The sequence below is a fragment of the Arthrobacter sp. P1_D12 genome (assembly GCF_056406175.1).
Map to the genome: position 1 here is coordinate 1 of NZ_JBFUAR010000038.1, position 24,252 is coordinate 24,252.

Annotated in this window: 22 protein-coding genes; 16 read left to right on the forward strand and 6 right to left on the reverse strand. The window is 65.2% G+C overall.

The features are described from left to right. Positions 1 to 429, forward strand: a 429-nt coding sequence (locus tag AC1DZV_RS21120; RefSeq protein ID WP_476954514.1) for an L-serine ammonia-lyase, iron-sulfur-dependent, subunit alpha, incomplete at its 5' end; no start/stop codon positions are given. Here AC1DZV_RS21120 and AC1DZV_RS21125 read toward each other — a convergent pair. After that, complete coding sequence (locus tag AC1DZV_RS21125; RefSeq protein ID WP_476952180.1) at positions 410 to 1,954, reverse strand: PucR family transcriptional regulator; 1,545 nt, start codon at positions 1,952 to 1,954, stop codon at positions 410 to 412. The two genes, AC1DZV_RS21120 and AC1DZV_RS21125, sit on opposite strands and share 20 nt — an antisense overlap. Before the next feature lie 210 nt (positions 1,955 to 2,164). Here AC1DZV_RS21125 and speB point away from each other — a divergent pair, with 210 nt between their 5' ends. The 8 genes from speB (at position 2,165) to AC1DZV_RS21165 (ending at position 12,048) form a co-directional block, all read left to right on the forward strand. Then, on the forward strand, positions 2,165 to 3,169 hold the full coding sequence (gene speB, locus AC1DZV_RS21130) for an agmatinase (RefSeq protein ID WP_243182253.1): 1,005 nt from the start codon (positions 2,165 to 2,167) through the stop codon (positions 3,167 to 3,169). A 180-nt stretch (positions 3,170 to 3,349) separates the two neighbouring features. Then, positions 3,350 to 4,822 (forward strand): purine-cytosine permease family protein, encoded by a 1,473-nt coding sequence (locus AC1DZV_RS21135; RefSeq protein WP_476952181.1) that lies wholly within the window; start codon positions 3,350 to 3,352, stop codon positions 4,820 to 4,822. 100 nt (positions 4,823 to 4,922) lie between these two features. Continuing rightward, positions 4,923 to 6,425: an aminobutyraldehyde dehydrogenase gene (locus tag AC1DZV_RS21140; protein WP_476952182.1), complete on the forward strand. Its 1,503-nt coding sequence runs from the start codon at positions 4,923 to 4,925 to the stop codon at positions 6,423 to 6,425. Positions 6,426 to 6,453: 28 nt separating this feature from the next. Continuing rightward, positions 6,454 to 7,617: a D-arabinono-1,4-lactone oxidase gene (locus AC1DZV_RS21145; protein WP_476954515.1), complete on the forward strand. Its 1,164-nt coding sequence runs from the start codon at positions 6,454 to 6,456 to the stop codon at positions 7,615 to 7,617. A gap of 108 nt (positions 7,618 to 7,725) precedes the next feature. Continuing rightward, complete coding sequence (locus tag AC1DZV_RS21150; RefSeq protein WP_476952184.1) at positions 7,726 to 8,484, forward strand: SDR family NAD(P)-dependent oxidoreductase; 759 nt, start codon at positions 7,726 to 7,728, stop codon at positions 8,482 to 8,484. 38 nt (positions 8,485 to 8,522) lie between these two features. Then, positions 8,523 to 9,446, forward strand: coding sequence for an NAD-dependent epimerase/dehydratase family protein (locus tag AC1DZV_RS21155; protein ID WP_476952185.1), 924 nt, complete (start codon positions 8,523 to 8,525; stop codon positions 9,444 to 9,446). Positions 9,447 to 9,494: 48 nt separating this feature from the next. Continuing rightward, a complete protein-coding gene (locus AC1DZV_RS21160; RefSeq protein WP_476952186.1) occupies positions 9,495 to 10,373 on the forward strand; it encodes a polysaccharide deacetylase family protein in 879 nt (292 codons plus the stop codon). Positions 10,374 to 10,542: 169 nt separating this feature from the next. Further along, positions 10,543 to 12,048, forward strand: a complete 1,506-nt coding sequence (locus AC1DZV_RS21165) for an APC family permease (protein ID WP_476952187.1) — start codon at positions 10,543 to 10,545, stop codon at positions 12,046 to 12,048. Between the two features lie 93 nt (positions 12,049 to 12,141). Here the strand turns inward: AC1DZV_RS21165 and AC1DZV_RS21170 are convergent, their stop codons facing one another. The 4 genes from AC1DZV_RS21170 to AC1DZV_RS21185 all read right to left on the reverse strand — a co-directional run bounded on the left by AC1DZV_RS21170 (position 12,142) and on the right by AC1DZV_RS21185 (position 17,319). Continuing rightward, positions 12,142 to 13,461 (reverse strand): hypothetical protein, encoded by a 1,320-nt coding sequence (locus AC1DZV_RS21170; protein ID WP_476952188.1) that lies wholly within the window; start codon positions 13,459 to 13,461, stop codon positions 12,142 to 12,144. 227 nt (positions 13,462 to 13,688) lie between these two features. Continuing rightward, positions 13,689 to 15,257, reverse strand: a complete 1,569-nt coding sequence (locus AC1DZV_RS21175) for an APC family permease (RefSeq protein WP_243182223.1) — start codon at positions 15,255 to 15,257, stop codon at positions 13,689 to 13,691. Next, positions 15,254 to 16,297 carry an agmatine deiminase family protein gene (locus AC1DZV_RS21180; RefSeq protein ID WP_476952189.1) on the reverse strand — a complete coding sequence of 348 codons (1,044 nt, stop codon included), beginning with the start codon at positions 16,295 to 16,297 and terminating at the stop codon, positions 15,254 to 15,256. The genes AC1DZV_RS21175 and AC1DZV_RS21180 overlap by 4 nt, the downstream gene beginning before the upstream one ends. Further along, entirely contained in the window at positions 16,294 to 17,319 is a 1,026-nt protein-coding gene (locus AC1DZV_RS21185; RefSeq protein WP_476952190.1) for a nitrilase-related carbon-nitrogen hydrolase, read from the reverse strand. Before AC1DZV_RS21185 ends, AC1DZV_RS21180 begins: the two co-directional genes overlap by 4 nt. A gap of 232 nt (positions 17,320 to 17,551) precedes the next feature. Between AC1DZV_RS21185 and AC1DZV_RS21190 the strand changes: the two genes are divergently transcribed. From AC1DZV_RS21190 to rox, 5 genes are all read left to right on the forward strand, one after another. Continuing rightward, positions 17,552 to 18,046, forward strand: coding sequence for a GyrI-like domain-containing protein (locus AC1DZV_RS21190; protein ID WP_476952191.1), 495 nt, complete (start codon positions 17,552 to 17,554; stop codon positions 18,044 to 18,046). A gap of 193 nt (positions 18,047 to 18,239) precedes the next feature. Then, positions 18,240 to 18,542, forward strand: a complete 303-nt coding sequence (locus AC1DZV_RS21195; protein WP_476954516.1) for a DUF4193 domain-containing protein — start codon at positions 18,240 to 18,242, stop codon at positions 18,540 to 18,542. A gap of 317 nt (positions 18,543 to 18,859) precedes the next feature. Then, positions 18,860 to 19,405, forward strand: a complete 546-nt coding sequence (locus AC1DZV_RS21200; protein WP_476952198.1) for an AMIN-like domain-containing (lipo)protein — start codon at positions 18,860 to 18,862, stop codon at positions 19,403 to 19,405. Between the two features lie 433 nt (positions 19,406 to 19,838). Further along, positions 19,839 to 20,303, forward strand: coding sequence for a phage tail protein (locus AC1DZV_RS21205; protein ID WP_476952192.1), 465 nt, complete (start codon positions 19,839 to 19,841; stop codon positions 20,301 to 20,303). Between the two features lie 79 nt (positions 20,304 to 20,382). Beyond that, positions 20,383 to 21,843 carry a rifampin monooxygenase gene (gene rox / locus AC1DZV_RS21210; protein ID WP_476952199.1) on the forward strand — a complete coding sequence of 487 codons (1,461 nt, stop codon included), beginning with the start codon at positions 20,383 to 20,385 and terminating at the stop codon, positions 21,841 to 21,843. A gap of 14 nt (positions 21,844 to 21,857) precedes the next feature. Here rox and AC1DZV_RS21215 read toward each other — a convergent pair whose 3' ends face one another. Further along, complete coding sequence (locus AC1DZV_RS21215) at positions 21,858 to 23,024, reverse strand: cytochrome P450 (protein WP_476952193.1); 1,167 nt, start codon at positions 23,022 to 23,024, stop codon at positions 21,858 to 21,860. 409 nt (positions 23,025 to 23,433) lie between these two features. Here AC1DZV_RS21215 and AC1DZV_RS21220 point away from each other — a divergent pair, with 409 nt between their 5' ends. After that, the gene (locus tag AC1DZV_RS21220) at positions 23,434 to 23,667 is read left to right on the forward strand and encodes a hypothetical protein (RefSeq protein WP_476952200.1); all 234 of its coding nucleotides are present in this window, start codon (positions 23,434 to 23,436) and stop codon (positions 23,665 to 23,667) included. Then, positions 23,615 to 24,115 (forward strand): hypothetical protein, encoded by a 501-nt coding sequence (locus AC1DZV_RS21225; protein WP_476954517.1) that lies wholly within the window; start codon positions 23,615 to 23,617, stop codon positions 24,113 to 24,115. The genes AC1DZV_RS21220 and AC1DZV_RS21225 overlap by 53 nt, the downstream gene beginning before the upstream one ends. The last annotated feature ends 137 nt before the right edge of the window (positions 24,116 to 24,252 follow it).

The window sequence follows — 24,252 nt, forward strand, 5'->3', positions numbered from 1 at the left end:
GTCAGGTTCCTGCTGACCGCCGGCGCGATCGGGGTGCTCTACAAGGAGCAGGCCTCGATTTCCGGCGCGGAGGTCGGCTGCCAGGGCGAGGTCGGCTCGGCGTCCTCGATGGCGGCCGCCGGCCTGGCCGAAGTCATGGGCGGCACGCCCCAGCAGGTGGAAAACGCCGCGGAAATCGCGATGGAACACAACCTGGGCCTGACCTGCGACCCGATCGGCGGGCTCGTCCAGGTCCCCTGCATCGAACGCAACGCGATCGCCGCCGCGAAAGCCATCAACGCCGCCAAAATGGCGCTCTGGGGCGACGGCACGCACCGGGTCTCCCTGGACGAGGTCATCGTGACCATGCGCGAAACCGGCAAGGACATGTCCTCCAAATACAAGGAAACCGCCATGGGCGGCCTCGCCGTCAACGTCGTGGAGTGCTGACCTCAGCCGTCGGCAGACGCCGCGGATTGCCCTGGAGGTCCATGGCTTCATGGATCTGCAGGGCAAACCAGAGTTGCGCCAGCGTGGAGGTTTCGGTCATATCAAGGCCTGTCAGCTCACTGATTTTCCGGATGCGGTAGATGATGGTCTGCCGATGCGCGAACAGGGCCGCCGCCGTTTTCTGCCAGGACCGTTGCATGTCAAGGAACGTCTTCAGCGTCAGGATGAGGTCCCCGTTTTCTCCCTGTTCGTATTCGAAAATGGGTCCGAGCAGCCGCTGGACCAGTGCGTTCCCTTCCTCAAAGCTGGTGAGCCCCAGCCACGAGGGTCCCTCGGCGTAGCGGACCAACCGCTCGCCGGTGCTCGATGCCGTCCCAAGCGCCCACATCGATTCCTGCAAAGCTCTCTGCGTTCCAGCGGCCGCGGAAGGCCGGCTGATCCCGATCCTCACGTCCAGGGGGGCGGCATGCCGCAGAAGATCGTCGGTGCAGTCTGAGGCGACAGCCAAGTGCAGTGTATTGAACCTGCGCTGGCACGCCGTCGGATACCCGTGTCGCCAAAGATCAACGTGGATCCCGGCCAGACTCTCGCCGTCCTCGCTCGACATCGAGATGATGAGGAATTCCCGTGTCGAAATCCCGAACTCAGGGAGCCGGCTTTCAATGTCGGCGATGCCCAGGCGCCCGTCGAAGGCCTGCAAAAGGAACTCCGCACCCAGCCGGCGCTGGTTCTCGAGGGACAGTACCGTCCGCGACAGCTCCAGTCCAAGGACTGTGGCCGCATGGAGCAGCACCACCGCATCCGGGAGTGGTTCGGATTTCGGCAGCACCACCAGAAGCGCATTGGCGTGAGTCGGAATATCCATCATGAGGAGGTTGCCGTCCCCTAAACGGTGCCACTGGAACTTCTTGCTGGCGACCGGCGACTTGCTGGTCAGCGGTTCAAGCTGCTGCCTGAGGTCCGGCGGCAGCGACTGGCCTCCCGGATGCCAGGCATGCAGGCAGCGTCGATCAACCACGAAGAGGTTGGCGTCGAGTTCAGCTTCGATGCCCAGGATCAGGCTTAGCCACTGGTTCTCAGATGGCCCCGCCAGCCGCAGCAAGTCATAGATGCGGGCCGTCTGACGCAGTCTGCGGGACTCCTCAAGCAGTGAAGACTCCGCGACCGAACGTGCGATGGCGATGAACGGCAGCGGGTAGGGGATGTTGATGACCGGCAACGGCAGGCGGTCACAGGCTTCGAGGAACTGGGGCTGGAGCTCAGGGGCATGCATCTGCTCGCCGATCGCCAGGGCACTGGCACCTGCGTTGACCAGTGCCTCGGCCAGCTCAACCTGCCCGTCGGGATCCGCGGGAATGGAGAGCCCGTTGGTCATCATGAGCTCGCCGCCGGTGATCCATTCCCACAAGCGCGGGAGGTCGGAGGTGTGGGCCCAGGTGACCCGGTTGCCCAGGCCCGCGGAGCCCGCCAGCAGGGTCAGGCCCAGCTGGGGTTCGGCCAGCAGTTCGGCCACGGTGATCGCCATGTGTGATTCCTGTTCGTATGTCCGGAGGCCATCCCCAAGCCGCTTATACACATGTATAAGCCCCTCGGTTATTTGTAGTCAATCGGCGCATGTACCGCGTGACGCCGATCACTAATAGTTAAGGCATAGACCTCAACCGGCGCAGAAGCTCAGCTCAGAGAAGGACATCTGCCAGGCCGGCTGAACCCAAGCAACTGGAGGACCCCTGTCATGACCACGCACAAGCCAATCGGCCCCGTCGACGCAACAAAAGTCCCTCGCTACGCGGGCCTGGGAACCTTTGCCCGGCTTCCTCAGATCGACCGCGTGCCGGACTATGACATTGCGATTGTCGGTGTCCCGTTCGACGGCGGTACCTCCTTCCGCCCGGGCGCCCGCTTCGGTCCGGCCGCTGTCCGTGAAGCGTCGCGGCTCCTGCGCCCCGGCTACCACCCGGAGCTCGACGTCGAGCCTGTGTACGAAGCCCAGGTTGTTGACGCGGGTGACATCGCCTGCACCCCCTACGACATCGGCCGTGCAGTCCGCGAGATCGAGGAGCAGGCCCTCCCGCTCCTCGGCGACGCCGGCTCCGGCAAGAGGCTCATCTCTATCGGCGGCGACCACACCATCGCGCTCCCGATGCTGCGGGCGCTGAACAAGGTCCACGGTCCGGTGGCCCTGCTCCACTTCGACGCACACCTGGACACGTGGGACACCTATTTCGACCAGCCGGTCACGCACGGAACCATCTTCCGCCGGGCCTTCGAAGAGGGCCTTCTCGTCGAAGACAAGTCGATGCACGTGGGCATCCGCGGCCCGGTTTATGACCGCAACGACTTCCTCCGCGACCACGAGTTCGGCTTCCAGATCATCCGCTGCTCGGATCTGGACGTCATCGGGGTTCCGGCCGCGATCCAGCGCGTCAAAGAGCGGCTGGGCGACACCCCGGTCTATGTCTCCATCGACATCGATGTCCTCGACCCGTCCTACGCGCCGGGCACCGGCACTCCCGAGATGGGCGGGCTCCACTCCCGCGAACTGCTGGCCCTGCTCCGCGGACTGGACGGCATCAACATCGTGGGCGCAGACGTCGTCGAGGTCGCTCCGGCCTACGACCACGCAGACATCACCACGCTTGCCGCGGCGACCCTCGTCTTCGACCTCCTCGCCCTGATGGTGAACCGCAGCAAGGCCTCCGCCAACGTCGCCCAAGAGCTGCAAGCCGCCACCGTTTGAGCCACAAAGGGCTGGGCATCGCGCCTGCTTTGTACATATGTACGAACAGGTTTACGGCGTCTATTCAATCGCCGGATTTCCACTGTGACAAAAGTCACGAATGATTGATACATCAGATCCCGTGCCCGACGAAGTGCCGGGACAGAACAAAGAGGTTCCCATGAACTCCAGGAACGCATCATGAGCACGCACCCCACTCAAGCCGTCGCGGCCGAGGTGCCCCGGCTCGAAGACAAGACGATTCAGCCCATCCCCGCCGACGAACGCCACGGCAAAGCACGGGACCTTTTCACCATCTGGTTCGGGTCCAACATCATGATCATGACCATCGTGACCGGGGGACTCGCGACCACGGTGTTCGGGCTCAGCTTTGTGCCCGCCATCGTCGGAATCATCATTGGAAACCTTGTCGGTGGCATCTTCATGGCACTGCATTCGGCCCAAGGTCCGCAGCTGGGCGTGGCGCAGATGATTCAGACCCGCGGCCAATTCGGTTCGTACGGGGCGCTGCTGATCGTTGTCATCGTGGTGGTCATGTACGTCGGGTTTTTTGCGGCGAATCTCGTCTTTGGCGGTCAGGCACTGGCCGCGGTCAGCCCGGGCATCAGTGTTGACGCAGGCATCATTATCATTGGCGTCTTGAGCGTCGTTGCCACCATCTTCGGCTACCGGCTCATCCACGCCTATGCACGCATCTTGAGCATCGTGGCCGGTCTGGCGCTGGTGCTGGCCTTCATCTGGATCTTGGCCGTCCACGGATTGCCGGCCAGCTTCCTGGACCAGGGAAACTTCAACTGGGTTGGCTTCATGGCCACCATCTCCGTCTCCGCCCTCTGGCAGCTCGCCTACGCTCCCTATGTTTCGGACTACTCCCGCTACATGCCTCAGGGCACCGGCTCGGGCCCGGCGTTCTGGGCATCCTACTCGGGCTGCGTCCTGGGAACACTCTTCCCGATGGTGTTGGGTGCCTTGGTGGGAACGCTTGCCCTGACACTGATCGGCGATGGCAGCAGCGTCGAAATAGTCGGGAGCCTGGGAGCCATGCTAGGTCCATGGACCATGGTGATCATCGGAATCTTCTGCCTCGGCGTTGCGGCGTCGAACGCCATGAACCTCTACTGCGGGGTCCTGTGCACGCTCACCATTGGGCAGACGTTCAGGCCGACCTGGTTGCCCCACGCCAAGACCCGGACCATTGCGGCGATCCTCCTCTTCACCCTCGCCCTCTCGATCGCACTGTTCGCCCGCGACAATTTCATCTTCTTCTACACGAACTTCCTCTCCTTCCTGATGTACGTCCTGGTTCCCTGGACGGCCATCAACCTGGTCGATTACTACCTCCTGCGTCACGGCGACTACCGGGTTGAAGACTTCTTCAAGCGCGACGGCGGGGTGTACGGAACTTTCAACTGGGTTGCGATCGGAGCCTATGTTGCCGGCGCACTGATCCAGGTTCCGTTCTCGGCAACAGCGATGTTCACAGGCCCCATTGCCGCAGCGATGAACGGCGTGGACGTCTCCTGGATTGTTGGCCTGGTGGTCGTTGCACCCCTGTACTACTTTGCGGCGCGGGTGTTCCGGAAGAACGCGGAAGCAGCCCTCTTTCAGTCGCCTGCCTTCGCAACTGACCTGATTGAGGCGCCGCGGGCGTAACGCCCACCCCGGGCGTGCACCGCCCACCGCGGGCATATCGCCCGCCCCCAACACAAACTCCCGACGCCGAGACCGGCGCAGAAAGCAAAGGCTAAATACCATGACACTCACCAACCTCGAGCAGTTCACCGTCCGACGCTCTTCCGCGGAGCAAAGCTGTGCCAGCGTCTTGCCTCCGGCGGGACACTTCATCGGTGGAGCGTTTGTTCCCGGTTCCTCGACCCGGCTCATCGACGTCGTAGATCCCACCACGGAGCAGGTCATCTCATCGGTGCAGGCAGGCACAGCCTCGGATGTGGACGTCGCGGTTGAGGCGGCCGTGGCGGCCCAGAAGTCCTGGGGCGCCACGACACCAAAGGAACGGTCCGAGGTGCTCTCCCTGATCGCCAACATCATTGAAGCCAACCGTGAAGCGTTCGAAATCATCGAGTCCGCCAACACCGGTAAACCGCGGACCGTCGCGGAGGACGATGTCTCCAGCACCGTCGACACCTTCCGGTTCATGGCCGGAGCTTCCCGCACACTGACCTCCATGGCAGGCGGCGACTACGCCACCGGACACACCTCGGTCATCCTCAGGGAGCCCGTCGGCGTCGTAGGCGTCATCACCCCTTGGAACTACCCGCTGCTGATGGCTGCCTGGAAGATCGCGCCCATCCTGGCCGCCGGAAACAGCATCGTCCTCAAGCCCTCGGAACAGACTCCGTTGTCGACGCTGAAGCTGGCAGAACTTGTAGCCGGACGCATCCCCGACGGCATTCTCAACGTCGTGACGGGAAAGGGCCGAACCGTTGGGCAGCGACTCTCCGAACACCCTGATGTCGCCCTCGTTGCGTTGACGGGAAGCGTCGTCAGCGGACAGGCAGTGGCGGAGACCGCGGCCAGGTCCGTCAAGCGAGTCCATCTGGAACTCGGCGGTAAGGCCCCGGTTGTTGTCTTCCCCGACGCCGACCTCCGCGCGGCCGCCGCCGGCGTGCGAAACGCCGGCTTCTGGAATGCCGGCCAGGACTGCGGCGCCGCCTGCCGCGTGCTGGTCCACGAGTCCGTAGCTGAGGAGTTCACCGAGCACCTGGTACGTGAAGTCAGCACCCTCGTCGTCGGCGCTCCGGGCGCAGGGGACGACGTCGAAATCGGTCCCATGATTTCGCGCCCCCACTTCGAACGCGTGAAGGAATCGCTCGCCGAGGCAAAGGCTGCCGGCCTTCAGGTGGCCATCGGCGGCTCTGCCCTGGAGGGTCCCGGCTACTTCATTGAACCCACAGTGATCAGCAACGTACCGGCCGGGGCGCACATTGCCACCCACGAAATCTTTGGCCCCGTCGTCACCGTCGAGTCCTTCAGCTCCACCGAAGAGGCCATTACCCGGGCCAACGAGAGCCCCTACGGCCTTTCCGCCTCGGTATGGACCCGGGATTCGAGCCTCTCGCTCAGAGTTCCGAAGCAGCTCGATTTCGGCACCGTCTGGGTCAATTCACACCTGGTGCTGGCCTGCGAGGTTCCGTGGGGCGGATTCAAGGGATCCGGCTACGGCCGCGACCTCTCGCTGTATGCCTTGGACGACTACTCCCGGACCAAGCACGTCATGATCAACCACGGCGCATGAGCCTTAAGACCAGGATCGGAGCTCAGCAATGACCACCACGAATCATCCCCACTCCGCGTCGGCGGCGCGCGCCGCMACCCCCCTGCCCGTACGCGCGGTCGGCTCAGGGCATTCGTCCTCTCCGCTTGTTCAGACCGGCGGCGTCCTGATGGACATGTCCGCACTCTCGGCCATCACCGGAACCGACCTCATGCGGCGCCGTGCGAGGGCCCTGGCCGGCACCACCATCAACGCCTTTGGCGATGTGCTGTGGGACCAGGGGCTGGCACTGGGCAACCAAGGCGACATCGACAAACAGCAGATCGCCGGGGCACTCGCGACCAGCACCCACGGCTCCGGAAAGAACCTGGGCAGCTTCTCATCGGCACTGCGCTGGGTCCGGCTGATCAACGGCTACGGCGAAATCGTCGAAATCGGTGAAGGGCAGCTCCGCGAACTCAGGGCCGCCCAGGTCGCCCTGGGGACGCTCGGAATCTTCCTCGAGGTCGAACTGGCGGTCGAGGACCGCTATTACCTGCAGGAGGAGATTACCTACCCCACGTGGGCCGAGACCGCGGCAACCTGGCAGGCCGACATCGACGGGAACCGGCACTACTCGTTCCTCTGGTGCCCGGATGACGATTCATGTGAGCTGCTGGACCTGCCCGGATCGCCCGGCCAGAGCATGGCAAACCGCAGTTACACCAAGCGGTACAACATCGCCGAGGTCAAGGACGAGCGTGAAATTTCCCGCATCGAAGGTGCCCGGCTGGACCGGTCGTACCGCATCTACCCGGGCGGATTCACCACACCGTTCCATGAACTCGAGTACTTCGTTCCCAGCGAACACGGCCTGGCGGCCGTCGAGGCTGTCCAGGAGCTGATCCGCACCAGGCATTCCGACCAGAAGTACCCCGTTGAGGTCCGCTGGGTGAAAGCCGACGAAGGCTACATGTCCCAGTTCCAAGGACGCGACACCACCGTCATCACCCTGACCACCGAACCTGGGACAGACTACTGGCCCTTCTTCCGGGATGCGGATGCGGTGCTGCAGGAATTCGAGCCACGTGCGCACTGGGGCAAGATCCACTTCATGACCAGGAGCCGGCTGGAGCGTCTCTACCCGGAGCTCGACACTTTCATCCAGATCCGCCGGGAATTCGACCCCCGCGGCATGTTCCTCAACGACCACACGCGGGCCCTCGTCGGCTAAATCAGCTGGCCAGGCTAAACCGGCAATTCCGGCGTATGCCCCCGAATCGTGACCGGGGGCATACTGCCCGCCTTGCCACAACCAATGCGGAATGCGGGAAGAGAAGAAATGAGCCATTTTCAGGACAAGGCCTACCTCGTCACCGGAGCCAGCTCCGGCATCGGTCTAGCGACCACTCGGGCCCTTCTGGCCCAAGGGGCGAAGGTCGCCGCCGTCGGGCTCCCCGACCGGTTGCTTGAAGACGCACGACGCCAACTGTCCGGCCCTGTGATCTTCCTCGAAGCCGACGTGTCGGAGTCCCTGCAGGTCGACAGCGCCTTCGCCCAGGCGGAAGCAGAACTCGGAGCACTGAGCGGAGCCTTCAACGCCGCAGGAATCTCCAGTGTTGCGCCGATCGCCGAAACGTCCGACGAGCTGTGGCAGAGGCTGATCCGGGTGAACCTGACCGGCACTTTCCACGTCGCCCGGGCAGCGGCGCGAACGCTCACAGCCAACGGCGGCGGCTCGCTCGTCTGCACTGCCAGCGAGCTATCACTCGTCGGCCAGGCAGGCTACACGGCATACACCGCCACCAAGGGCGGCGTGCTTTCGATGATGCGGTCTTTGGCCGCCGAACTCGCACCGGCCGGCGTCCGGGTCAACGCACTGTCGCCGGGCACGACAGATACCCCGATGCTTGCGGCCGAGTTCGCGAACGAAGAAGAACGCGCCAGAGACGAAGCTTCCGTACCCCTTGGCCGATTCGCCCTCCCTGAGGAGATTGCAGCCGCTGCGCTGTGGCTCCTGGGTCCTGAATCCTCATATGTCACGGGAACAAACCTTGTCGTCGACGGTGGCCGAACCACGACGTTCCCCCTCGGGCATTGAATCCCACATCCAACGCATGTACTGAAAGGCAAAATCACATGAGCTCTGTGCTGGTCACAGGTGGTGCCGGATTCACCGGACGCCACATAGTCAACGAACTCGCCGACGCCGGCCATCGAACGGTCAGCTACAACCGGGATTTCATCGAGGCGCCACGCCCCGACGTCGTTTCCGTCCAGGGCGAACTGTTTGATATCCCTCGTCTCCTCGAGGTATTCAAGGAGCACGACGTCGACACCATCGTCCATACCGCCGCCATATCCCACCCGACCTATTCCCTGAGCTTTCCCCTGGCCACGTTCGCTGCCAACGTCGAGGGAACGGTGGCGGTTTTCGAGGCGGCCCGACTCCACGGCGTCAAACGGATCATCAACTTCTCTTCGGAGTGCGTGTACGGCAAGACCTCAGCACCGGTCGTTCTCGAATCGGAGCCGGTAAATCCGACGACGCCTTACGCCGTGACGAAGGTTACCGGGGAATGGCTCGGACAGGTCTACGGCGACAGGTATGGAATCGACGTCATCTCCCTGCGCATCGGCCAGGTTTACGGACCCGGAAACCGCATGGATGAAGTCATGCGGGACATCATGCGCGGCGTTGTCCGCGACGGTTCCTTCTCACAGGACCACGGGGCCGACCACCGCTACAACCTGGTCTACGTCCGCGACGTCGCTCTTGCCATACTGGCGGCAGTCCAGGCACCAGAAACGGCCTCGGCCAGGCCCCTGGCCTACAACATCTCCGGCAGCGAGTACTGGACACTCAGCGACGTCGTCAAAGAAGTTCGAATCGCATTCCCGGACGCCACCGTGGAGATCGGGCCCGGGACCGATCCAACCCTGGACTTGCAGGGCCACTTCAGCATCGCTTCCGCAGCCGCGGATCTCGGCTACGAATCGGCCTGGCCGCTGCAGCGGGCCCTCGGCGACTACGCCGACTGGCTCTCCACCCATGACTTCTGAGCCTTTTCTCCTGACCCATTTCTCCTGATTCTTCTGATAGGCGCGATCATGACCTTCGATACAAACGGCTGGAGGCAGGGGGCGGCGTGCGTTGCCGCGCTAACTTTCGACGTCGACGCCGAGTCCCCGATCCTGGCCGCCGGCCGCCGCCATGCCGACAATGCGATGGCGATGACTCACCAGGCGTTCGGACCCAAGGTGGGTGTTCCCCGGATTCTCCAGATGTTGAAGGATGTGCAGCAGCCGGCGACATTCTTCATTCCAGGCGTCACCGCGGAGCGATATCCCCACATGGTGGAACAGGTCCTGGAATCGGGTCATGAGATCGCGCACCACTCACACACCCACCGCACGGCGGTGAACATGAGTTTCGACGACGAACGCGTTGACTTCGATCTGGCGCTTGCCGCACTCGGGCGTTTCGGCATTTCTCCCAAGGGGCATCGCGCCGCAATGTGGGAGCCCTCGTGGCAGACGCCGGCGCTGGTAGCTGAATACGGGTTGAAATACGATTCCAGCCTGATGGATGCGGACGTCCCGTACCTCATTGAAACCCCCTCAGGGACAGTCGCGGAACTCCCTCCACATTGGAGCCTGGATGACTGGGAGCAGTATGCCTTCCTTCCGGAACCCAAGATCGGGGAAATCATCCAGTCGCCACTGGTCGTGGCGGACATGTGGATTCACGAGATCGACGCAATGCGACGTCATGGTGCCCTATTCATGCTCACCTGCCACCCGTTCCTCACGGGGCGGGCAGGACGGCTGGAGGCGCTGCGGACCGTTGTCGAAACTGCGCTTGAACGAGGCGACGTCCGCTTCTCGACGTGCGAGGCGCTCGCGGACGCGGCACTCGGTGACCCTGCATTGATTGCCGAGCCCCTCAATCCAGTGACAGCGTCCGCGGAGCTCTATCCGGAGTACTGAATCCGGACTACTGAATCCGGACAACTGAGCTGTGCAACACGGCGAACATTGGTGATCCCAAAACACAACAGGCCCAGGGCGAAGCCCTGGGCCGCTCATCAGCCACGCCCGCCGCGCGCCGTGAAGCTTCACCCCCTAAGACCGTCCCAGCGAAAGAAGGCTCATCGCAATGAACTCCCCGTCCCAGCTGTTGTCGGACGCACCTGGTCCAACACAGACGCCTAATCCTGAATCCCTCCAACTCAAACGGGAGATGGGGTTCTGGTCCTCCTTCTCTTTGGCGTTTGCCTTCATGTCGCCCATCATCGGCCTGTACGGAGTATTTGGCCTGGCCCTGATGGCCGCAGGACCGGCCTTCTGGTGGGGTCTGTTGGTGGTCCTCTTGGGCCAGGCCCTGGTTGCAGCCGTACTTGCCGAGCTCGCTTCACGTTGGCCTGTTGCCGGCGGGGTCTGCCTTTGGTCCAGGTCCCTTCTCGGGCACACCTACAGCTGGTACGCAGGATGGGCCTACATCTGGACGCTTATCATCACAGTTGCCGCTGTAGCCTTCGGTGGTGGCACATTTCTTGCCTCGCTGCTCGGCATTGAGCAGCCTGACACGACGACGAAAATCGTGCTGGGCGCCGTCATCCTCTTGGCGAGTACCATAGCCAACTCCGCCGGACGGAAATGGCTGAGCCTGCTGGTGACCGTGAGCATCGTGTGCGAGGTCATTGCCAGTCTGGGAGTCGGGTTGGTACTGATCATCTTCCATCGCCGAAATTCCCTCAGCACGATCCTGGAGTCTTTCGGAACCGCGCCGGACACCACCGCATATGTCTTTGGGCCGTTTCTTGCCGCGGTGGCAATCATCGGTTGGTCGTTTGTGGGTTTTGAAAGTGCGGGTGCCATTGCCGAGGAAGTCCGGTCTCCCGAACGCAAAGTGCCGCGGGCAGTGCTGACGTCCCTGATCACGGTGGCATCTGTCATTACGTTTTCGTGCCTGGCACTGCTCCTCGCAATCCCGGATATTGGTGCCGCCATGTCGGGGGCAGACCCGGACCCGATTACCACAACCCTCACTGCCAACCTTGGCGAGGGAATCACCAAACCTCTCCTGGTAACCATCGTCCTGGGATTCATCGCCGGGACGGTGGCGCTCCAGGCAGCTGTATCGCGATCGATTTTCGCATTCGCCAGGCTGGATGCCCTGCCTGCGGCCAAGGTTCTGAAGCGTCTCAGCAAGACCGACCGGCTGCCTATCAACGCCCTCCTGGTCTCCGCGGCCGCGTCAATGATTGTTCTTGCCCTGTCGGCATCGCAGGTGTATGGCGCCCTTATTGCCTTCGCAACGGCGGGCTTCTACGTGGCTTTCATATTCCCAGTGCTGGCCGCGCTGATAGTCCGGCTGAAAGGAGCGTGGAAGGCCGGACCCTTCAGCCTGGGAGTTCTTGGCCCAGTCGTGAACCTGGCGGCGCTGCTGTGGTTGGGTTTTGAGATCGTCAATATCGCATGGCCGCGGCAGCCGGAAGCGCCCTGGTACCAGAACTACGCAGTGATTGTGGTATTCGTGATCCTTGGCCTGGCGGGTTTTGCGGTGGAGAGGCGTCTGCGTCGGCGCAATGGCGCGCACCTGGCGACGGAGGCAGCGGCTGAGACCGAGACAGACCCGGAACTGCTGAACGTCGGGCCGTGAGGCCCAACGAACCCCTCCTTCCCAGTGATTTTGCCGGGGAGGAGGGGTTTTTCACGCCCGGAAATGGGGGCGCGGCTGGCCGGAGCCTGGAACTCAGATGCAGGACTTGTTGTAGTCGAAGCCGCCCGAGATGTACTGGGTCATGGTGACTTTCCCGCCGCCTGTCAGCGGCGCTGCCGAACACATGCTGCTGGCGTTTTGGAGGGAGCTCGCGCCGGCAAGCCAGCTTCGCTGGGCGTAAAGGCTGCTGGTCGAGGGCACCGCGCCGACGATCTGTACCCATTGGTAGCCGGTCGAGTAGAGCCCTGTTTTGGCGCCGATGCTGGCAAAGTAGGCGGCCATGCCCTCCAGATCGGCCCTGTTGGCGGCCTTGTTCGTTGACCAGGTGTTTTCGGTCTCGACGTCCAGCCACCAGGTGTAGGAGGCCGGGTTCTTGACCCCGCGGATGGTGGCGTCGTCGTAAGCCTTGGCGTACCCGTACATATAGGAACACGCCGAGCCGACCGAGCCCTTGGTGCACTGGCCGTACGGGTTGGCCACGGTCTTCCCGGCATAGGTGTTGCTGGTGGGCCACCAGGAGCCGGCGGTCCCGGGGTTTCCGGTGTTTACGTACAGGGCCACGAGGGGCTGGCCGGTCCCGCCGGTGGACGTGGCGGCCCAGGACAGCTGGGTGGTCAGGCACGAGTTGGTGTTGTTTGCCAGGCCGTTGTTCACGCCGATGATCGCGAAGCTCTGGCCCTTGGGCAGCGGTTTGCCGCACTGCGGCCAGGACACGTCGACGCCGGGTCCCGCGGGCGTGACAGCCGCTGTGCCGGCCGAGGTCTTCGCGGCGGTGGTGTAGCCGGTCTTGGTTCCGGTGACGGTGACGGTGAGGGCCTTGCCGGCCTGCGCCGCGGCCAGTTTGTAGGTGGCGGCGGTCGCGCCGATGATGACGACGCCGTTCGCCTTCCACTGATACTTCAGGATGACGGGAGCTGGACCCCACGTGCCCGGGACTGCGGTCAGGGTGTAGCCGACTTTTGTCATGCCGGTGATCGTCGGCACCGGGGCCGGCCCGAGCGAGCCGGCGGCGATGGCCGCGGTGGGGGTCGAGGTCTTCGCGGCGGTGGTGTAGCCGGTCTTGGTTCCGGTGACGGTGACGGTGAGGGCCTTGCCGGCCTGCGCCGCGGCCAGTTTGTAGGTGGCGGCGGTCGCGCCAATGATGACGACGCCGTTCGCCTTCCACTGATACGTCAGAGTGACGGGTGCCGGACCCCAGATGCCCGGGACCGCGGTCAGGGTGTACCCGACCTTTCTTGTGCCCGTGACCGTCGGCACGGGGGCGGTCGTCAACGGCGCGGCGGACGCTGCACTGACCGCCGTCGTCATATCCGGCGCGGCGGAGGCGGGGGCAAGCGGTGTCAGGGAAAGCATTATGACCACAACCAGGAACAACGGAATTGATAGAGGCCGGACGCGGTCGAATAGCAGCATAAAAATTTCCCCCAAATTGCCGCGCCCGGAACAGGCTGCGCTAGAGCCCGCGGAAATGCAGACAGCGTGAATCTAGCATGGGGAGGTGGCAGCTATGCGGGACACGCACGCACGCAAAAACCCGCCGGCTCCGGGTTCACCCGGGCCGGCGGGTCGTTGCGGGGAGGCTACTCCGGAACCACCAGAGCGGGGGTGTCCTTCCGGATGGTCTCGCCCCGGAAGAAGCCCGGATGCAGTTTCGCGGCGACCAGCATGATCACGACGCCGAGGGCGAGGATGCCGATCCCCAGAATGAACACCAGGCCCACGCCGAAGACCTCCGAGCCGCTGCCGAATTCCGGTGCCCAGCTGTCCACGGCGGTCTGGAAGAAGACCACGGTGAGGACCAGGCCGCCCAGGACCGGGAACAGCAGCCGCATGAAGAAGTTGCGGACGCTGGAGAACAGGCTATGCCGGAAGTACCAGGTGCAGGCGAAGGCAGTGAGGCCGTAGTAGAAGCAGATCATCAGGCCCAGGGCCATGATGGTGTCATTGAGGACGTTCTCGCTGACTACCTTCATGACGGCGTAGAAGCCGCCGGAGATCACACCGGCAATCACCGTTGCGAAACCGGGGGACCCGAACCGCTTGCTGACGGATGCGAAGCGCGGCGGCAGCGCCCCGTAGTGGCCCATCGCCAGCAGGCTGCGGGCGGGAGAGGCCATGGTGGACTGCAGGGACGACGCGGTGCCGGAGAGCACGGCCAGGGACATCAGGATGGCCAGCGGGCCCATGACGGGGGAAGCCAGTGCCGCAAAGATATTCGACTGGTTGTCCGGGTTGTTCAGGCCGATGCCGTCGGTTCCGGTGCCGGCAACCATCATGGTGGCCACGATCGCGACGAGGTATAGGGCCAGGACGGCGACCGCCGTCGTGGTTCCTGCCCGGCCGGCGGTACCCTTGCCGCCCTTGGTTTCCTCGTTGACGGTGAGGCAGACGTCCCAGCCCCAGTAGACGAAGACGGCCAGTGACATGCCGGCGGCGAACTGCTCGAAGCTGCCGATCTTCATCGGGTTGAACCAGTCCCAGCTGAAGGCGATCGCGGTGCCCGAGTCGCCCGAGGCGGCGTGGGTGAGTGCCATGACGACGAAGATGCCCAGGACGAGGACCTGGAATCCGACCATGGTGTACTGCACCAGCTTGGTGGCGTGCAGGCCGCGGTAGCTGACCCAGACGGCCAGTGCCACGAACACCAGGCACGTCACGATGTTTACGGCTGTGTTGGAGGTCAGGTCCGCGAGGTCCGGGTTGTTGAACACCTGGGCCAGGAAGAGGTAGAAGAAGTCCACCGCGACGCCGGCCAGGTTGGACAGGACAATGATGTTGGCGGCCAGCAGACCCCAGCCTCCCAGCCAGCCGACGAACGGGCCGAACGCCTTCGTGGCCCACGTGAAGGTGGTGCCGCTGTCCGGTGAATCGGCGTTGAGCTCACGGTAGGCGAACGCCACCAGGATCATCGGGATGAACGCGACAATGAAGATCGCCGGCAGTTGCAGGCCCACGGCGCCGACGGCGGGTCCCAGCGAACTGGTCAGGCTGTAGGCGGGTGCCACGGAGGAGATGCCGAGGACGACGACGGCGAGCAGGCCCAGCTGGCCGCCCTTGAGCCCCTTGCCCGAGATGCCGTGCTTGGAACCGGCCGGATCGACGACGTCGTGCGTGATGGTGCCGTCTTCGCGGCCGATAGTCTGACTCATTGCTGACCTTTTTTCTGGGGGACGGATGGTTGCTGTTGGGTGATGCAGTGGATGCCGCCGCCGCGGGTGAAGAGCTCACGGGCGTCGATGCCGACTATCCTGCGGCCGGGGTAGGCGTCGCCAAGGATGCGCAAGGCTTTTTCGTCCATCGGGTCGCCGAAGGTGCAGGCGATGACGCCGCCGTTGACCACCAAGTGGTTGATGTAGCTGTAGTCGACGAACCCCTCCTCATCCGTCAGGGTTGCCGGGGCGGGGACCTCGATGATGTTCCATTCGCGGCCGGCCGCGTCCCGGGTGGTGGCGAGGTGGCTGATGATGTCCCGGCACACCTCGAAGTCGGGGTGTGCCGGGTTCTGCTGGGAATGGACCAGCACGGTGCCCGGGGACGGGATGGCCGCAACGATGTCGACGTGGCCGCGCGTGCCGAACCGTTCCGAATCCCGGGTCAGGCCGCGGGGAAGCCAGACGACGTGGCTCACGCCCAGGGTCCGGCCCAGCTCGGCTTCGACGTCGGCCTTGCTGAGCCCGGGGTTGCGGCCCGGATCGAGCTGGACCGTCTCGGTGACGAGGACCGTGCCTTCGCCGTCGACGTGGATGCCGCCGCCCTCGTTCACCAGCGGCGAGACAAGGTGGCTGGCCCCCGAGCGGGCCGCGACGGCCGACGCCACAATCGCGTCCTTGTCCCAGGCGGCCCAGTCCTGGCCGCCCCAGCCGTTGAAGACCCAGTCGACGGCGCCGAGCCGGCCGCCGTCGTCGAGGACGAACGTGGGGCCGATGTCCCGCATCCAGGCGTCGTTCAGCGCGGCGGGGACCACCTCGATATCCGGGTGGAGGTAGTCCGCCGCGGTCTGCACATCCGCCGGCGCCACCAGCATGGTGACCGGTTCGAATTCCACGACGGCGTTCGCGACGGCGGCCCAGACGGAGCGCGCGGCGTGGGCTTCTGCCGCTGTTTCGCCCAGGGTGTAGCCGCCGGTGGGGAACGCCATCCAGACACGGTCCTGGGGCGCCGTTTCGGACGGCATCCGCCACGCGCTCATGCGGTGGCCTTGCTGGTGTCGGCGCCGAGCGGGGCGTCGGGACGTACCGGTTCGGTCAGCCGCCCGTACGTGTCCGGGCGTCGGGTGGCCAGGAAGGGGAAAAGCGTGAGCCAGTCCCGGCGCTGGTCGAGGTCGAGGTCCGCGACGAGGACCGCGGATTCGTCCCGCGGTGCCTGGGCGAGGATCCGGCCGTAGGGATCGGAGATGAAGGAGGAACCGTAGAAGTTCAGCGTGCCCTCGCTGCCCCAGCGGTTGGGGACCACCATGAACAGCCCGTTGGCGATGCCGTTGCCCACGATGACCTGCTGCCACAACGGCTGGGTGTCGAAGTCGGGGTGGTCCGGCTCGGAGCCGATGGCTGTGGGGTAGACCAGGAGTTCCGCGCCGCCGAGGGAGTAGATCCGCGCCAGCTCCGGGAACCACTCGTCCCAGCAGGTGGGCATGCCCATCCGTGCGCCGCCGAGTTCGGCGGGGGAGTGGACCTCGTAGGCATCGTCGCCGTCCGGGCCCTGGCGGAAGAATTTGTCCTCGTAGTAGCCGGCCGTGACGGGAATGTGGAGCTTGTGGGTACGGGCCAGGAGTTCGCCTCCGGGGGACACCAGGATGGCGGTGTTCAGGCCCAGGCCGTCGTCTGTGCCGTCCGGGTTCTCCGCCTTCTGGTACAGCGAAGCGTGGACGCAGATGCCGTGCCTCCGGGCCGCGTCCGCCGCGAACCGGAACGTGGGGCCGGTGAACAGGTCCTCGGCGATGTCCGAGGGCCGCGGGCGCGTAGTCCCGCCGCGGGCGGCGTCATTTTCGGGAAGGGTGTCCGCGGGGTAGCGGGACAGTGTGAGCTCGGGGAGGAAGACGACGGCGGCTCCCAGCCGGGCGGCGCGCCCGATGCCTTCGTCCAGTTCGGCGTGCAGGGCCGCGGCGTCAGGATGCCAGCGATGCTGCACGACGCCGATCCGCAGTGCCGGCCGGCTGGAGGGCAGCGTGCGGGCCAGGGAGGGCGGGGTGTCGAGGGACGTGATTTCGATCATGGCTACTCCAGTGAGACGGGCGTCACATTAATGAACGTTGTTCATTTAGTTTGAGGGCGATGGCCCCACGGGGCAAGACCTAATATGAATAAAGTTCATTTATTTATTCGGGGTGAACCCTGCGCCGTCCAAGGCCGGCAGCCGGACCGCTCCTTCCCGCGGCGCGGACCTCCCCTGGGGGCGCGGGCCGTAAGGCCCTAGACCGTGGATTAGTCGCGGCAGAGTCTGGGGTATGACTCAAACGAACCCGGGGCCGGCCCCGGACATCAGGGCCGCCCAACTCAAGGAACAGCCCACGGCGGTGGTGCATGAGACAGTCCCGATGAATGCGTTGCGGGATTTTTTCGGCCGTGCCTTCGCCGCCGTCATGGGTGCGGTGCAGGAGCAACATGTCCAGTTGGCCGGGCCCCCGTTCGCGCTGTACCGCGGCATGCCGACCGACGTCGTCGACGTGGAGGCGGGGTTCCCCCTCGCCGCGCCTTTCACGAACCCCAGTGGCGCGGACACGGCGGTTGTCGCCGGCACCCTCCCCGCAGGCCAGGCCTACGAGGCGATGCACATCGGTCCCTACGAATCACTGCAGCGTACTTACGGCGCGATCATGGCGCGGATGCGGCAGGACGGCGCGAGCCCGGGAGGAGCAATGTGGGAGTACTACCTCACCGATCCCGGGGTCGAACCCGATCCAGCGAAGTGGCAGACGCTCGTGGTCTGGCCGGTCGACTGAAATGCCGCACCCGAATGGCCCGACCGCCGCGCGGATGGGCCCCGGCCGGGGGCCGCTGCCCGGGTTTCCAGGGCCCGTCCGACTCATCCTGTCTGATAGGCCACACTATTGCTCTACTCCATGCATAATGTCCTAAACTGCTTCACTGAGGTGCCTGAAATGGCGCTGCGCAGCAACGAAAGTGAACCCCGATATGGCTACCGATTACGACGCCCCACGCAAGACAGAAGAAGAATCTCCCGCTGAGTCGCTGGAGGCCCTTCAGGCGTCCCGCGGCGGCGGCGCGCAGACCGCTGTGATCGACGTCGATGAGAACGACACCGCTGAAGGCATTGATCTTCCCGGTGCGGATCTGTCCGGCGAAGAGCTGACGGTCATTGTTGTTCCGGAGCAGTCCGATGAATTCACCTGCTMCTCCTGCTTCCTGGTCCGGCACMGGTCCCAGGTGGCCCTTGAGAAGAACGGCATGAAGTACTGCCGCGACTGCGAAGGCTAAAACCTTCCGGCAACTGACAGGCCGTACGAAGCGCCGGACCCGCGAGGGTGCCGGCGCTTCGCCGTTCCCGGCCACGCCTGCGGCTGACGGTGTTATCAGTTCGTGAACGATCTTCACGAGCTGGGTCCGTGCAATCCGTCCGTGACCAGCAACGGGCCACGCTAACGGTTGGGCGCCGAAACTGCGGAGGACCTCGCCCGCCGGGCCGGCCCCGCCTACGCTGAAAGCGTCTGGCCTGCGCTGACTGTTCCGCCAGCCCAAGGGTCAGGCAGCACCAGGGGGTGGCGGCCTTGAAGAAGACCCAGTTGAAGATCCAGTTGAAAAAGGTCAACGCGTTGCTCGCGGCTGTTCTGATGGCCGCCGCGCTCGGGATTCTTGCACCGGCGCCGGCCGCCGCAGACCCGTACTGCGGACTGGCCTGGGGGTCGCTGAGCAAAATGGATCCGGCCATGAGCCAGGCCAAGGTGGTGAACGTCCGCACCGGTCAGCACTACTGCTTTGACCGGCTGGTCATTGACCTCAACGGCCCCGTGGCCGGCTACAGCGTCCGCTACGTACCCGCGGTGGTGCAGGACGGGTCCGGCCTGCCGGTCCCGCTGCGGGGCCAGGCCTTCATTCAGCTCACGGTCAATGCACCCGCATATGACGACGCCGGCAATCCCACCTACAACCCGCCGAACAAGAATGAACTGGCTGACGTGACCGGCTACCAGACCTTCCGGCAGGTGGCGTGGGCGGGCAGCTTCGAGGGCTATTCGACCATTGGGCTGGGGGCCCGCGCCCGGCTGCCGTTCCGGGTCCTGGCCCTGCCCGGGCCGGGCACCGGGTCCCGGTTCGTGGTGGACGTGGCCCATTTCTGGTGAGGCTGGTGAAGCCGGTCGCAAGGCAGGGCCGCGCGCCTTGGCGGGCGGGTCGGCTTGAGCGAGTTGAGCTCGGCCCGGAGCGGGATTCCCGGCCGTCGTCGAGCACCAGCTGGGTGCAGTGCCCGGTGGCGCGGTTGAGAATAATCGGGGCCATGTGGCGTCCCCCGCCGAAGCGAAACCCGGAGACCTCCGGGTGAGCTTCGGCGGCAACCACATTTCCATCTATCTGGGCATCTGGGCAACGGCAAGGCGATCGACGCCCCCGTGCCGGGTAAGACCGTCCAGATCCGCGATGCCTGGGAACAGCAGTCCAACCTGACTTCCATCCGGCGCATCGTGCCCGCAGGGGCGGCAAAGGGGCGCCTGCGTTCCGACGTCCGGCAGCACGTCGTCGCGTTAGCATTGGTCCCAACACGTCTGTCCAGGAGGGCACATGCCGTACATCGTTGACTTTGAGACCGTTTCTACCGCCGGCTTGGAATCATCCCCCGTCTCCGAGGCCCTCGCCGGGTTGCGCGCCAACGAGGCCCGCTATTTCCGGAATAAGTACGGCCACACCTTCACCGTGAGCCCCGCGAGCGAAGTTCCTGACGTGGTTGACCGGGTGAGCCGCATCCTCCGGGATGAACGCGAGATCGTGATCGGCTCCCGCCCGCTGGAGGCGACCGCCTTCGAAGTCGACGGTTTTCGGATGGCCTATGTTTTTTACGAGTCGGGGTTGTCGGTCAACGTCATGTACAGCATCGAGGACGGCGGGAAGAGAGCGGTGGGGTTCAAACTTGCCGACGGCATGGAAGTTCCGGAGGAATTGGCGCCGCGCTTCAAGTTCGCCCGCCAAAAGTCGAAGCTGGCGGGCGTTATTCGCGGCTCCTACTTCGTGATCAAGGGCGAGTACTGATCGGGCTCACCCCCCGCATTCAGGGTGCGGCACGCAGCCGGGCAATCCGGGAAGTGAGTTTCTGGGATTGGGGTTCCATATTTTCGACGTGATCATTAGCGGCGGCGGCCCGACGGGGATGATGCTGGCCAGCGAATTGCGGCTGCACGACGTGGACGTGCTCGTGCTGGAGAGGGACGCGGAGCCGAGCCAGGCGGTCCGTTCGCTCGGCCTGCACCCGCGCAGCATCGAGATCATGGACCAGCGCGGGCTGCTGGACCGGTTCCTCGCCCACGGGCAGCAGTATCCCGGCGGCGTCGGTCGCTTCGCCGGGATCGACAAGCCCCGGCCGGTGAACCTGGACACCGCACACGGCTACGTCCTTGGCATCCCCCAGCCGGTCACCGATCGCCTGCTGGCCGAGCGCGCCGGTGAGCTCGGCGCCAAGATCCGCCGCGGCTGCGAGGTGGCACGGGTCGAGCAGGACGAGGACGCGGTGAGCGTCGAACTCGCTGACGGCACACGGCTGCGCTCGCGCTGGCTGGTCGGCTGCGACGGCGGACGCAGCCTGGTGCGCAGACTGCTCGGCATCGGCTTCCCCGGCGAGCCGGCCAAGACCGAGTGGCTCCTGGGCGAGGTGGAGGTGACCGCGGCGCCGGGCCAGCTGGCCGCGGTGGCCGAGGAGGTGCGCAAGACCCACAAGGGGTTCGGCATAGGCCCCGCCGGAAACGGCCTGTACCGCGCCGTCGTGCCCGCGGCGGCCGTGGCCGAGGACCGCTCGGTCCCGCCGACCCTGGAGGAGTTCCGGACGCAGCTGCGGGCGTTCGCAGGCACCGACTTCGGCGTCCACTCACCACGCTCCCTGACCCGTTTCAGCGACGCCACCCGGCTTGCCGAGCAATACCGGGTGGGCCGTATTCTGCTCGCCGGCGATGCGGCGCACGTCCACCCGCCACTGGGAGGGCAGGGACTGAACCTCGGCATCCAGGACGCCTTCAACCTCGGCTGGAAGCTCGCCGCCGAGGTCAAAGGGTGGGCGCCTGACGGGCTGCTGGACAGTTATTACACCGAGCGTCACCCGGTCGCCGAAGGCGTGCTGACCATCACCCGCGCCCAGAGCGAGCTGCTGTCCACCGAGCCCGGCCCGCAGGCCGTGCGGCGGCTGCTGAGCGAGCTGATGGACTTCGAGGACGTCAGACGTTTCCTGGCCGAGAAGATCACCGCGATCGGGGTCCGCTACGACTTCGGCGAAGGACCCGAGCTGCTCGGCAGGCGACTGCGCGACATTCCCCTGTCGCGGGGCCGTCTTTACGAACTCACCCGCAAAGGCCGCGGGCTCCTGCTGGACCAGACCGGCGAACTCTCCGTGGCAGGATGGGCGGATCGGATCGACCACGTCGCGGACGCCAGCGGGGAACTGGACGCGCCCGCGGTCCTGCTCCGGCCGGACGGCCACGTCGTATGGATCGGCGACGACCAGGACGACCTGCTCCACCACCTGCCGACATGGTTCGGGGCCGCCCTCGAGGGCGCCGGAGACGATCACGATCGCCGCCCCTGACGCCGTGCCCGCCGTCAGGCAGCCTGCCAGGTCACGGGAAGCTGTTTCGCCCCGTAGACGATCATGCTTTCCATCCGCTCCAACTGCGCGTCGGGGTCTACCGCAAGCCCCGGCAGCCGTGAGAGCACGGCCTCCAGCGCGATCCTGGCCTCCAGCCGCGCCAGGGGCGCCCCCAGACAGAAATGGATGCCCTGCCCGAAGGCGAGGTGACGGTTGGGTGAGCGTTCGACGTCGAACTCGTCCGGGCTCGGGAACTGCTCCCCGTCGCGGTTCGCCGAACCGATCCAGGCAATGATCGGCGAGCCTGCCGGAATGGTGCGGCCGCGCACGGTCGTGTCGACGGCTGAAAGCCGGTACATGGACTGGACGGGGGAGCGGTAGCGCAGCACCTCTTCGATGGCGTGCGGGAGCAGGGCAGGCTCGGCAACAAGGCGTTCCGCCGTGCCCGGTGATTCGGTGAAGCACAGCACCGCATTGCCGATCAGGTTAGTGGTGGTCTCATTTCCCGCCACGAGCAACAGGCTGCAGAATCCCAGCAACTCGATGGGGCTGAGCTTCTGCCCGTCGATCTCGGCCGCGAGGAGCGCGCTGATCAAATCATTGCCCGGCCGGTGCCGCCGGTCCTCGATCATGCCCATGAAGTACTCCGCCATTTCCCGGTTGGCTGCCGTGTGGACGGAATCGTCGGCGCCCGGGCGGGTCTGGCTCACTATCACGTCGGACCACAGCTTGAACCGGTCCCGGTCAGAGGCCGGAATGCCCATGAGTTCGGCGATCACGATCACCGGAAGCGGATAGGCGAGCTGTTCGATCAGGTCCGTGGCGCCGCCGGCCACCACCGGCTCCAGCAACTCGTCGGTCAGTTCCGAGATGCGCGGGGCGAGCGCTTCGACTGCCCGCGGCGTGAACGCCTGCGTCACGAGCGAACGCAGCTGGCGGTGCCGCGGCGGGTCCGTGTTGACCAGGCTGGCGGCGAAGAGCTGGCCCGTTTCGGAGGGGTTGTCCCCGCCGATCCGGGAAGAAAAAGTGGCGTGCTCGGACAGGACCCGCTGCACGTCGTCGTAGCGGAACACGTGCCAGACGCCGGTGTCCGGGTCCTGGAAAACGGGTTCACTGTCCCGCATGGCTGCGTAGCGGGGAAACGGGTTCAACGGCTGCTCAAAATCCGGAAATGGCGCCATGACTGGCCTTCCTGATGAGGCGGGCGGCCGTCGTTTCCTGGCACTGGACCAACTGCACGGGACGAACTGCGCTGGAACAGGCGTCCAACGGGGCGGGCCGGGTGGCCCCGTCAGATCCCACCCTAATACCGCGCGGCGGCCTTGGCACGGGGAATGTTGCTGCGCCGGCCGCCCCCGGGCACCGGCACGTTGGCAAGGCGCCTGACGACGGCGCCTAACGAAGGGGCCCCGGCTGCGGACAGTACGGAGGAGAACACCCTTCCCCTCACAGGGCAGCATCGGCCCATGATCGTCGCCACACGCCTCAACGGAACGCGCTTCGCGGTCAATCCGGACCTCATTGAACGCATCCACGAGAGCCCGGATACCGGATACGCACTTGGGGACGCTCGACGGTGCCGCCTACGTGGTGCTCGAAAGCCTCGCCGAGGTGGTCGAGCTCACCGCGGAGTACCGGGCATACATCCTGAGCAAGGCCCGGGACTTTCCGGCCATCACCGGCTATCCCCTCAGCCTGGTCCGGACTGAAGGCCCGGACACTGATCCTCGGGCCGCGGGTAGTCGTGGCCCTGGGCGCGGTGCTTGGCCTCATGGGGTTCCTGCACCGCCGGCTGGGCAAGGGCACCGGACGGCGCCGGGCTGACCGTGCCTTGACCATCGTCAGCCGGCAGAGCCTCGGACAAAAAGCCTTCGTGGTGGACACCCTGGCCGCCGAAACCCTCACCCCGGAACACTCCGTGCTCGCGGACGAGCGCCTCCCGTGCCTTCGGGCCGCCGTGAAATCCCTCCCGGAACGGATGCGCTACGTGGTGGAGGAGATCTGCTTCGGCGACCGCACGGTCAAAGACCTGGCCGCGGAACTCGGATCCACGCACGCAGCGGTGTCCCAGCAGCGTTCGGAAGCCATCCGGCTCATGCGAGAGGGCCTGAGCGCCCACTACGCCGACGACCCCGAGCAGCCGTTCCAGCCCCAGTCCAGGATTACCCCGAGGCGGCGCAACGACTACCTCGCCCAGCTGTCCGAATCCACCTCCGGCCTCATCACGCGGGCCGTGTTCCCGCGTGGGCCCATCCTCAACGAGGCCGTCTAAACCGCCCCAAAAACGGTTAGTAAGCCGACTTAGTAAGCTGACCGAGAAATTCCTCCCAGAAGCATCGCGGCCCGGCGCCGCGCTGCGGTAGCGTCGGAAGCATCGGCCGGGGTGCCAGCAATGGCATGCGCGGCCCG